A 10,743-nucleotide genomic window follows, 5' to 3' on the forward strand; every position below is an offset into this window, starting at 1 on the left:
TATGAAAAAGAATATTATATATCTGGCTTCTGCCTTTCTGCTTTCTTTTACCGGGTGTAATAATGACTATCTGGAATATTTCCCTAAAACCGAGTTGACGGAAGAGACGGCTTTTGTCACTTATGAGAACTTCAAAACATATACGTGGGGTTTGTATAGTATATTCCAGAATTCAGTGATGCGGCAATATCTGCAGCCGGACGCTGCGGTAAATACGGTTGTGGAAGGTGATGTGTATGCCAATTATCTGTATAACAGTAACAGTACGAATACACAGCATAACAACTGGCAATGGGATAATATCACGTCTACGATGAATATGGACGACAGTTGGAATTTCGATTATATCCGTCGGGTGAATATTATGTTGCGAAATATCGATAAGTCGGAAATGAATGAGACCGATAAAGAACATTGGCGTTCGGTAGGGCTTTTCTTCCGGGCATATCGTTATTACGATCTGCTGGCTCGTTATGGAGGTGTGCCCTGGCTGGAAGATGTGGTTGGCGACGAAGACGAAGATATATTATATGGTAAACGTTCATCCCGGGATGAAGTGGCTGGGAATATCCTTCGCGACCTGCAATATGCCGAGGGGCATATTAAAGAGAATGGGGAAGGAGTGAATACAAATACGATCAACCGTGATTGTGTAAGGGCTTTATTATCCCGTTTCTGCTTATTCGAAGGAACCTGGCGCAAATACCATGCTTTGGGTGGCAGTGAAACCTATTTGTCCGAATGTGAACGGGTTTCGAAATCGTTGCTCGATGCTTATCCTTCGATTGCCGCAAATTATGTTGATTTGTGGTCTTCGGATAATCTTTCCGGTTTTCCGGGAGTCATCTTGTACAAACAGTTTGAAAACGACCTGATCATGACTACGTTCCCGAGAGCGGAGCGAGGTGGTTCGCAGAAGTATGGGATGCATGCCCGTACGGTCGGAAGATATCTTTGCCAGGATGGCAAACCGATCTCGACCAGTAGTTTATATAAAGGAAAAGGTGCGGATGCAACTGTAAATGATGAGTTTTATAATCGTGATCATCGTTTATACTGGCGTTGTATTCCGCCTTACAGAACCAACAAGACAAATGGAAATCCGGTGACGGAGGATAATAAGAACTCCTGGTGGACAGAAGGTATGGATGAAAAGGACCGTTATTTTATTGATTATATGAATAAGATCAATGATGCCGACCATCAGTTCCCGTTGTACACCTGGCAACCTCAGTTTCTGTCTCGTGTTCCGATGATACAAACATCTCCCAACTCCTGGGGACCGATGCGTAATTATGGTGGTTATTATTTTTACATGTTCTATACTACCTACAATGAAGCGGCTATCCAGGCCGGCGGACAAAAAGCGGTTACCGATATGCCGATCTTCCATATTGAAGAGATCATGTTGAATTATGCCGAGGTCATGTATGAGCAGAATAAGTTCAGTCAGGCAATAGCCGATCTGACGATCAATAAATTGCGTACCCGTGCCAATGTTGCCCCGATGGTTGTTTCTGCTATCAATGCGTCATTCGATCCGGACAGGGATCCGCAGGTGGAACCGCTTGTCTGGGAAATCCGTCGTGAACGTATGGCCGAGCTGATGGGTGAAGGCTTTGGTTTCTATGATATCCGCCGTTGGAAGCGGGCTGATTATTTTATTAACCAGCGTCCTCTGGGTGTCAGGGTTGCTGCTGATGAGGTAGGTGAGTATTTTGGTGCCGGTTCTGTTTTTGTACAGGCTTCGGATGTGAATGCGGCAGCATCTGTTACTTCCGATGATATAGGCCGTGTAGTTTGTGTCGGAGATTATGTTTCACAAGGAAAAGGGTGGAAAGATTATTTCTATCTGAATCCGATACCTAAAACACAGTTGATCCTGAACACGAACCTGGAACAGAATCCGGGATGGAACTGATCGGTGTAAGGAAAACCTTAGATTAAATTATATAGATTAGACATGTACCCTGAGGTTGTATCGAAAGTTGGGACATTCCACAAACTTTTGGTACAACCTCGGTTTGTATGTGTTTTTTATCTGATATATTTGTATTTCATAGAGTGGGAGATATTTAATAAATGTAGTATGAATAGAAAGTTATCATTATCAAATATAGCATTATTGTCTGTTGGCATTTCATCTATGACGTGTCAGGCCCAAGCTCCGGCAAAGCCGAATGTGATTTATATCTATGCCGACGATATGGGGAAAGGAATGTTGTCCGCCTACGGTCAACGTCATTTTACGACCCCCAATATTGACCGAATGGTTACTAAAGGAACCTCTTTCGACAATGCCTATGGTTGTATGTTGTCGGCTCCGGCAAGAGCCTCATTGCTGACAGGCTACCATGATTGTCATCCGGATAAGTGGGTGATATCGAGGGGAGGTAAGTTCATTCCGGCAACGGATGATTTGTCATCGATACCTGCTGTGGAAAAGGAGATAAACGCTGAGGATATCCTGTTGGGTAAAGGTGATTATTATCTTCCCCAGGTGTTTAAACAGGCTGGTTATGTAACTGCCGAGATCGGTAAGCTGGAATGGGGGTTTACGGCTACCCGTAAACAGATGAAGGAGCATGGTTGGGATTATTATTATGGTTATCTGGATCATGTCCGCTGTCACGGATTCTATCCACCGTTCCTGTTCGACAACGGAGAGATTGTCACGATCGAAGGAAATACCCATAAGAATTGTGGAAAGAGTATAGAGAATGAAACGGAAACCGCTTACCTGGAGCGATGGAACAGGAACGGGAAAGCGGTTTATTCGCAGGATCTCTTTTTAGATAAGATACTGTCTTTTATCCGTGCGAATAAGGATAAACCTTTTTTCCTGTTTCACCCGACACAGTTGCCGCACGGACCGGTCGCTATCCCTGCGGTGCATCCGGAACTGGCGAATAATCCGGAACTGACACCGATAGAGAAAGAATATGCTTCCATGGTCAAATTGCTGGATGATAATGTGGGAGCGATCATGAATGAACTCCGCCGATTGGGACTGGATAAGAATACGATCCTTGTTTTTGCTGCCGATAATGGCCATGAAACGTATTATTCGCAGAAAGGACGGTGTGAGAAACCATACAGGAATATGCAAACAGGAACGCTGTTCGACGACTATACGGATAAATATTACAGCGACCTGGCAGGAGATATCTTTAACGGTAATGCCGGTATGGCAGGTCTGAAACGGAGTAATCTGGATGGCGGCGTACATATTCCGCTGATCTTTTATGGGGAAGGGATAATCCCTGCCGGGATAAAGAGTCAGGAACTGGTTTCCAATTATGATTTTTTGCCGACAATGGCAGAGATGCTTCAGGTATCGCTTCCGGTAAAGAAGGATGGCATTTCTTTCCTCCCTACTCTGGTAAAAGGAGAAAAAATACCGGCCGGGCGATATGTGGTATTCGGTTCCAACTACGGTCCGGGCATTCTGACCGGCGAAGGCTGGAAGCTGCGTTATTACCGGGCAAAAGATGTCTTTGAATTGTACAACCTGAAAGACGATCCGCAGGAGCGTCATGACTTGTCAGGGCAATATCCTGAAAAGGTAGAAAAACTAAAGAAGATACTACTGAAGGAATGCGATGAAAACATTGACAATGGAATCAACAAAGCCGGATAGAAATGAAAAGGGACGGTCTCCGACAGACCGTCCTATTCAAGTAACCATTTCCAGATGGGGATAACGGTGATCTTTTTTCCATCTTCCATAATCGTTTCTTCTTCGTCTCGAGTGATAATGAATAATTTATCTACGTACATGACTTTGGCTATTTTTAATAAAGCAGTCACTTCCCGTTTGCGTGTTGTTTCATCTTTCAGACTGTATGATACCTGCACAGCCAATTTTTGTGTTGGTATATAAAAGTCGACTTCAATATTCTGATGATAAAAGTAAAGTTCATCTTCATATTTCTTCTTTCAGTAAATGTTGTATTTGTTGATACATCAGATAAGATTTACCGGCGCGGCGAAGACCAACAAATACGTAATTTAGCTGATCTGATAAATGAATATCTCGTTCAGTCAATGTTATCTTCTCGGTGAATTGCTGATATTCAATGATTAGAGATTTAATTACATTCTTTTCCATACTGCTGTATCTTTGATATAAGACAAATATAGTGCAATTTTATCGATTATAGAAGATAGAAAGGCTCCTGTTTTATCGATTATAAAAGATACTTTTGTTTTATATTAAACAAAAAGGGACGATCTGTTGAAGACCGTCCCTTTCCATATATAGAAAGATTATAAAGTTGTTATCCTATGTTTTTTACCTTGATCAGGTATTCAGCGATCTGAACAGCGTTCAGGGCAGCACCTTTCTTGATCTGGTCGCTCACAGTCCAGAATGTCAGACCGTTCGGGTTGCTGATATCCTTACGGATACGGCCTACGTAAACCGGTTCTTTGTCGGCTACGAACAAAGGCATCGGATAGTCTTTGTTTGCCGGATCATCCTGCAGGATGATACCTTCGCCTTCAGCGAAAGCCTTGCGGGCTTCTTCCACGCTGATCGGACGCTCTGTCTCGATCCAGGTTGCTTCGCTATGAGCACGCATAACCGGAACACGTACACAGGTTGCGCTCACTTCGATATCTGAGTGCATGATCTTGCGTGTTTCGTTATACATCTTCATTTCTTCTTTCGTATAACCGTTATCAGTGAATACATCTACGTGAGGGATCACGTTGTATGCCAGTTGATAAGCGAATTTTTCTACTGTAGGTTCTTCGCCCTTCAAGAGTTGTTCGTACTGTTTGATCAGTTCTGCCATAGCTGTTGCGCCTGCACCGCTGGCTGCCTGATAAGTGGATACATGTACACGCTTGATATGCGATACCTTTTCGATTGCCTTCAATGCAACGACCATCTGGATGGTAGTACAGTTCGGATTGGCAATGATACCGCGAGGACGATTCAGTGCATCTTCCGGGTTCACTTCAGGAACTACCAAAGGTACATCGTTATCCATACGGAATGCGCTGGAGTTGTCGATCATCACAGTACCATGTTTTGTAATGGTTTCTGCAAATTCGACAGATGTACTGCCACCGGCCGAAACAAAAGCAACATCGATTCCCTTAAAGTCGTCGTTATGCTTAAGCTCCTTAACGGTGTACTGTTTACCACGGAAGGTATAAACACGTCCGGCACTGCGAGATGAGCCAAAAAGCACAAGCTCATCCATTGGGAAGTTTCTTTCGTCGAGTACGCGCAGGAATTCTTGTCCTACAGCTCCACTCACACCAACAATTGCTACTTTCATTTTGAGCACTAATTAAAATTGTATTTAAAAAAAATGTTATAACTTTACAGCATCCAAAATCAAGACACGTGGATAGTTGTAAACTATTAGCGTGCAAAGATAGATAATTTTATAACAAAACTATATAGCTATGAAACAATTTATTCTATTTATCCTTGTATTACTTCCTGTTTGTGCATTTGCACAGTTTACAGAAACATTTGATGGGCCTATTCTTAATGCAGGTTGGATAGGTGGTCGTGATTCTTTCCTTATAGAAGGCGGACAGTTAAAATTAAATGCTCCTGGAGGGAAAAGTGGCATTGCTTCATTGAAGCATATCATCCCTTATGCCTCAAATATGCAATGGGAGTTTGAGGCGCAGATAAATACAAATCCTAGTGATAATAATAATGTACGTATCGCTCTTTATGATGAAGGAGGTATTTACTATTATGTACAAATAGGTTTTGCAGGAAAAAATAAAATCGGTTTCCGTAGGAGTAAACAGAAAGATATGTTTGAAAGGCAAGAAAATAATTTGGGTAATAAAACACATCTTGCCATTAAAGTAACGTTGGAAGATAATAAGTACTGGACAATGTACTCTCGTCAAATAAATGAAACTTATTATAAACTAGAAGGTTCCTGTACTTATCCAATAATAGCGGCTAAAGATTCTGGTTATTTCCTTATTAATATTATTTATACGGGAGGTAGAAACAAACATTTTCTGTTGGATAATATCTATGTTTCAGATAAAATAACCCCAACAGTTACAGAACCGAGTGAAGATCCGGAAGAACCTGATGATCCTTCAGAACCCGATATCACATTGCCTAAACTGTTGTCAATAGAACCTTTGACTCTCTCTGATCTGCAATTTGTGTTTGATCTTCCGGTTAAAACGGAACAGGCTACATTTTCTGTTTCCAACATAGGGAATGCTGACCGTATTACATATGCTGATGAAAGTCGGAAGATTGTAAATACTCATTATCCGGAAGAAATGAAGACAGGAGAGGTTTATACAATTTCCTATTCTGGCGTAATGGATGAGAAAGGAAGTACACTTGACGGCTATTCAGAGAAAGTAACAGTGGAGGAAGAAGGGGAAGGAGATGAGGAGCCTTCTGATTCAAAAGCAATTGTCATTAATGAAATTATGGCTAAACCTGGCGACGGTTCCTTCTTCGAATATGTAGAGCTATATAATCCGACAGATCGTATATTTTCATTAAATGAATTAGAACTTTGGAATGGGAATAAACGTAAGGTATTACCTGATGTTGTATTACCACCTCATGAATATGCGTTGTTATATAATAGTAATATAGATTATAGTGGTGATGGTGTCGTTATACCAATAGAAAAATTTTATGCTTTAAATGATGCCGGGCAACATTTAGCATTGAAAACTCCATCCGGTGTTATCATCGATGAAGTAACCTATGAAAAAGCTACCCCTGCCAAATCCTGGGAGCGTTCTTCTTCCGGCTGGCATCTCTCTTCCGATCTGCGTGGGGGTACTCCTGGCTCTGCTAATTCATCAGGCGAGGGAGAGGAAAAGCCAAATGAACCTGTTACACCTGACGAACCCGATGAACCGGATACTCCGGATGAGCCGTCTCTCCCTGATATAACTGTCGAGCCGGGGGAGTTTGTTATCAACGAACTTCTTCCCAATCCTTTTACCGGTGGTAGTGAATATATCGAACTGTATAACCGTTCGGGACATGCTTTGCCGGTATCCGGTTTATCGATTGCTGTCCGTAAGGCTGATGGAACGTTGAATACCCGTTATCCGCTATCTTCTGTTGCCTCGATGATTGAACCTGACGGTTATGTACTACTGACAAAGAACCTGTCGGGTGTCACCGATTTTTATACAATCTTGTCCCCCTCTTCTCTGTTTGAGGTACCCAAACTCCCCATACTGGCAAATACTTCTTCTACACTCGTGTTATTTCGGACGAAAGATGAAGTTGTGATCGATGAGGTTTCTTATTCTTCCAAATGGCATGCTTCCTCTGTGAAAGACCAGAAAGGCGTAGCTCTTGAACGGATCGACCCTGAGGCAGAAACACAATCGGCTGCAAACTGGACTTCTGCTTCGGCCACAGCCGGTTATGGAACACCCGGTTATCAAAATTCTCAATCGGATATTTCTTCTCCGGATGATCCTGATAGTCCGGATGAACCTACCGGTATTGAGGTTCCACAGTGGGATGAGAGTTCCGGTCATTATACCATATCTTATTATCTCGACCAGCCGGGATATAGCTGCCGTGTCTTTATCTTCAATCTGGCCGGTATCCGTGTTGCCGAAATCGCCAACCACGAACTGTTAGGCATGAAAGGACAGTTGACCTGGGACGGCTATGCCTTATCCGGGAAGCAACTGCAAACAGGCATTTATATTTTCTATGCCGAGTTATATCATACTACCGGCACAGTGAAAAGATATAAACATATATTTCCGACCCGGTAAAAAGTGTGGATAAGTCGTTCATTAATATATCACTTTATGTTTGTTGGAGATATTTGGAAGCTTTACATTTGTATGTCTCCGATGGGCATAGAGCCTTAATCGAAATAATTGTAATGCCTATGAATGAAGATGAATTTAAAACAAAAAGATAAATAATATTGCAAGTTTGTAAATAGGATAAAAGTCGCTATGAAAGACTATAACTAAAAGTCTCGTCATAGCGGCTTCTGTTTTTTATTAATAAACCGCCTTATACCATGCAAGCCGCTTGTACCAATCAAACAATCTGGTCAGAGAAGGTTGAGGTACGAAGACCGAAAGGCCGGAATAGTGATCGATTTTTTTAGCTGAATATATAGCTGCATAAAACGAATATGGAGTAGCATATTTACTGACAATAACTTTTTCCATACTGGTGGTGAAACGTTCGTACTGTTCATTGCTTGCCAAATGCCGGATGAAATCATCGAAATCGTAAAGCATATGCGGCTTGCTTGTAGTCAGATATTCCAGAATCTGCATATCAGACAAAGGCAAAGCATAGATATCCTCTTCTGTTTTGTCTTTTAATATTTCATTGACTATCAGGGCTAATTCGTCCAATTCGCTTGTCTTTATCAGTGACACGGTTCCGTATGGAGAACTATTGTTACTATAGTAGTCATAAAAACTTTTGGTAACTTGTTCCAGATCTGCTTTTTCTTTGAACAGAGCTGGTAAGAAGTCTTCGTAAGGAAATCCGCGTGCGAGTACTTCTGTTGGTGATCCCAGAAGGTAATCAGTCTTGTCTTTCAATTCGTAAGCACATTCAATACCGCTCATATAGCAGGCATCGAAAAGCATAAAGTCGAAATGGAAACCTTCCAGAGCCTCATTCAGTTCGGTTATTTCCATATATTTGTAATTCTCCGCCCCGAAAGAGCGTAGAGAAGAAAAATTTCCCGGCAACCAGGAGGTTGCATGACTGGATAAGATCAATCCATAACTTTTTGCAGGAAACAATTCGATCGTTTCCTTTATCACGTTATGCATAGTCTCTGGTAGGATCGCACTCTGATTCTCATAGAAACGGAGAGTATCTGTTACTACATTCCCGTTTTTATCTTCTTTTATCTGGAACAGATAAGATCTGCTTTTGCTTTCTGAATAATATATGACCAGATTCCCCCAATTCCGTTCTTTATCGGATGCTACTGTCATCATTTGAGAGATGTTAGCACGTATGTCGCTTCCGAGATTGCTGGCAATCATATAGGCTAGAATTGTACGCTGTGGCGTTCCTGTCGGTCTCTTGATCTCTTCTTTGTCACAACTACCCAGTAATAGAGTAAAGAGGAAACTATAAATGATAAATTTGATTTTCATGCCTTGTTTTTTATCGTAACAAAGTTACGCATAATTTGTTTGCATCTAATTATTTATATTTCTTTTTTCTATCTTTGTGTGCTAATTGATTTTAAAGCATGTAGAGAAAAAGAAATTAATATGAAAAAAATACTATTTATCGCATTGCTTTTGTGTTGTCTGGGCTGGGAGGGAAAGGCGCAGACTGTAGCTGTCAAGTCCAATATCCTGTACGATGCAACCGCAACGGTGAATCTGGGCGTAGAAGTGGGATTCAATCAACACTGGTCGCTGGATATTTCCGGGAACTATAACGGATGGGATATCGTGAGCGACAAGTCGTGGAAGCATTGGATGGTACAACCCGAAGCCCGCTACTGGCTGCACGAAAAGTTTAACGGTCATTACTTTGGGGTTCATGGTATTTATATCGATTACGACATTGCCAATTCGAACTTCATGTCGGTGATGAAAAAGAAATTTGCCTACGACGGTAACGGATATGGCGGTGGTCTCTCTTACGGATATCAGTTGTATCTTTCTCCGCATTGGAACATCGAATTTTCAGCAGGAGTCGGTTTTGTTCATTTTGAATACGATAAATCGGCTTACCCTGCAGACGGCGAATCTGCTTATAAGTACCGTAATAACTACTTCGGACCGACCAAGCTCGGTGTTAGTATTGTATATATAGTTAAATAAGTGAACGATGAAAACTCCGGTCTATATATTCCTTTTTCTGTTGATTATGCAGTTGTGCCCTATGCAGTTGCAGTCGCAGACACAAGCGCAGGCTACAGTTTACAATGGCCTGGTTAATATCAAACAAAACAAGGCTGAAGTAGAGCACGGCCGTTTGAAGTTGGATATGGATCTTTTACTGAGTGGCGTGTCCGTCGGACGTTATCAGACATTGTTGCTGACTCCGGTATTGCGTCAGGGGAACAATTCGTTTCGTTTGGCTCCTATCCGTATCAATGGGGCGAATAAGCAAAAAATGTATGAACGCATGGTTGCTTTTGAAGGAAAGCAGGTAGCGGACGGAGATGCTTATGTTGTCTTGAAAAGCAATCCGACCTTATTGCAGGAGGTCAGTTATAAAAAAGAATTTTCTTTCCAGCCATGGATGGAAGAGGCTGAGTTGATCCTTGTCGGCGAGCTGAATAATTACGATGGTATTCCGGTTCAGACTTATACGAATGTTCTGACCGATCATTTGTATATTCAGAAAGCTGAATAAACCTACTAAATGAATCCGTAGCATACCTGTGTTGCTCGTAACAGCATGCTAGTGCTGACTGTGATAGGACTGTAGTACTGGGATTATGGGGTTATACTGCTGTCGGCTCTTCAGTTAAGGGGAATGACTGTTGCTCTTTTTGATTAGAATATGGAAAAAATAGAACTAATATGTAACGAAAACAAGGTAGTCTCGAATGAAGCCACCTTGTTTTCGTTACATATTTATTATGAAATTATAATGTCTCTATCTCCGTCTTGCTGAGGCCGGTTACCTCTGCAATTGTCAGGAGAGGAAGACCTTTCTCTTTCATGGCTTTTGCTACGGAGTAGATGCCTTCTTTCCGTCCTTTTTCCACCCCTCTTTCTTCGGCATAGTCAATCGTATTCTTATAGTCG

Annotated in this window: 9 protein-coding genes; 5 read left to right on the forward strand and 4 right to left on the reverse strand. The window is 41.8% G+C overall.

The window, feature by feature from the left end; all coding sequences use genetic code 11:
* Position 1 precedes the first annotated feature (1 nt).
* Both IEY67_RS24975 and IEY67_RS24980 read left to right on the forward strand, forming a co-directional pair.
* Positions 2 to 1,921 carry a RagB/SusD family nutrient uptake outer membrane protein gene (locus IEY67_RS24975; protein WP_122375145.1) on the forward strand — a complete coding sequence of 640 codons (1,920 nt, stop codon included), beginning with the start codon at positions 2 to 4 and terminating at the stop codon, positions 1,919 to 1,921.
* Positions 1,922 to 2,089: 168 nt separating this feature from the next.
* Positions 2,090 to 3,640 carry a sulfatase-like hydrolase/transferase gene (locus IEY67_RS24980; protein ID WP_183671322.1) on the forward strand — a complete coding sequence of 517 codons (1,551 nt, stop codon included), beginning with the start codon at positions 2,090 to 2,092 and terminating at the stop codon, positions 3,638 to 3,640.
* A gap of 32 nt (positions 3,641 to 3,672) precedes the next feature.
* Here the strand turns inward: IEY67_RS24980 and IEY67_RS24985 are convergent, their stop codons facing one another.
* From IEY67_RS24985 to IEY67_RS24995, 3 genes are all read right to left on the reverse strand, one after another.
* Entirely contained in the window at positions 3,673 to 3,858 is a 186-nt protein-coding gene (locus IEY67_RS24985) for a hypothetical protein (protein WP_229801203.1), read from the reverse strand.
* Positions 3,859 to 3,925: 67 nt separating this feature from the next.
* On the reverse strand, positions 3,926 to 4,111 hold the full coding sequence (locus tag IEY67_RS24990; RefSeq protein WP_122375143.1) for a P-loop NTPase family protein: 186 nt from the start codon (positions 4,109 to 4,111) through the stop codon (positions 3,926 to 3,928).
* 169 nt (positions 4,112 to 4,280) lie between these two features.
* Complete coding sequence (locus IEY67_RS24995; RefSeq protein ID WP_122351943.1) at positions 4,281 to 5,291, reverse strand: aspartate-semialdehyde dehydrogenase; 1,011 nt, start codon at positions 5,289 to 5,291, stop codon at positions 4,281 to 4,283.
* 130 nt (positions 5,292 to 5,421) lie between these two features.
* Here IEY67_RS24995 and IEY67_RS25000 point away from each other — a divergent pair, with 130 nt between their 5' ends.
* Positions 5,422 to 7,761, forward strand: a complete 2,340-nt coding sequence (locus tag IEY67_RS25000; protein WP_183671321.1) for a lamin tail domain-containing protein — start codon at positions 5,422 to 5,424, stop codon at positions 7,759 to 7,761.
* A gap of 237 nt (positions 7,762 to 7,998) precedes the next feature.
* Here the strand turns inward: IEY67_RS25000 and IEY67_RS25005 are convergent, their stop codons facing one another.
* Positions 7,999 to 9,126, reverse strand: coding sequence for a clostripain-related cysteine peptidase (locus IEY67_RS25005; RefSeq protein ID WP_183671320.1), 1,128 nt, complete (start codon positions 9,124 to 9,126; stop codon positions 7,999 to 8,001).
* 120 nt (positions 9,127 to 9,246) lie between these two features.
* Here IEY67_RS25005 and IEY67_RS25010 point away from each other — a divergent pair, with 120 nt between their 5' ends.
* Positions 9,247 to 9,807 carry a DUF3575 domain-containing protein gene (locus tag IEY67_RS25010; RefSeq protein WP_183671319.1) on the forward strand — a complete coding sequence of 187 codons (561 nt, stop codon included), beginning with the start codon at positions 9,247 to 9,249 and terminating at the stop codon, positions 9,805 to 9,807.
* A gap of 7 nt (positions 9,808 to 9,814) precedes the next feature.
* On the forward strand, positions 9,815 to 10,345 hold the full coding sequence (locus tag IEY67_RS25015; protein WP_183671318.1) for a DUF3868 domain-containing protein: 531 nt from the start codon (positions 9,815 to 9,817) through the stop codon (positions 10,343 to 10,345).
* The last annotated feature ends 398 nt before the right edge of the window (positions 10,346 to 10,743 follow it).

The sequence above is a fragment of the Parabacteroides faecis genome (genome assembly GCF_014647375.1).
In the GTDB taxonomy this organism is placed as follows: Bacteria; Bacteroidota; Bacteroidia; order Bacteroidales; family Tannerellaceae; genus Parabacteroides; species Parabacteroides faecis.

Excerpts from the sequence above, each read along its gene's own strand:
- IEY67_RS24975 (WP_122375145.1), top strand. The coding sequence starts at position 2 with ATGAAAAAGAATATTATATATCTGGCTTCTGCCTTTCTGCTTTCTTTT.
- IEY67_RS24980 (WP_183671322.1), top strand. The coding sequence starts at position 2,090 with ATGAATAGAAAGTTATCATTATCAAATATAGCATTATTGTCTGTTGGC.
- IEY67_RS24990 (WP_122375143.1), bottom strand. The coding sequence starts at position 4,111 with ATGGAAAAGAATGTAATTAAATCTCTAATCATTGAATATCAGCAATTC.
- IEY67_RS24995 (WP_122351943.1), bottom strand. The coding sequence starts at position 5,291 with ATGAAAGTAGCAATTGTTGGTGTGAGTGGAGCTGTAGGACAAGAATTC.
- IEY67_RS25000 (WP_183671321.1), top strand. The coding sequence starts at position 5,422 with ATGAAACAATTTATTCTATTTATCCTTGTATTACTTCCTGTTTGTGCA.
- IEY67_RS25005 (WP_183671320.1), bottom strand. The coding sequence starts at position 9,126 with ATGAAAATCAAATTTATCATTTATAGTTTCCTCTTTACTCTATTACTG.
- IEY67_RS25010 (WP_183671319.1), top strand. The coding sequence starts at position 9,247 with ATGAAAAAAATACTATTTATCGCATTGCTTTTGTGTTGTCTGGGCTGG.
- IEY67_RS25015 (WP_183671318.1), top strand. The coding sequence starts at position 9,815 with ATGAAAACTCCGGTCTATATATTCCTTTTTCTGTTGATTATGCAGTTG.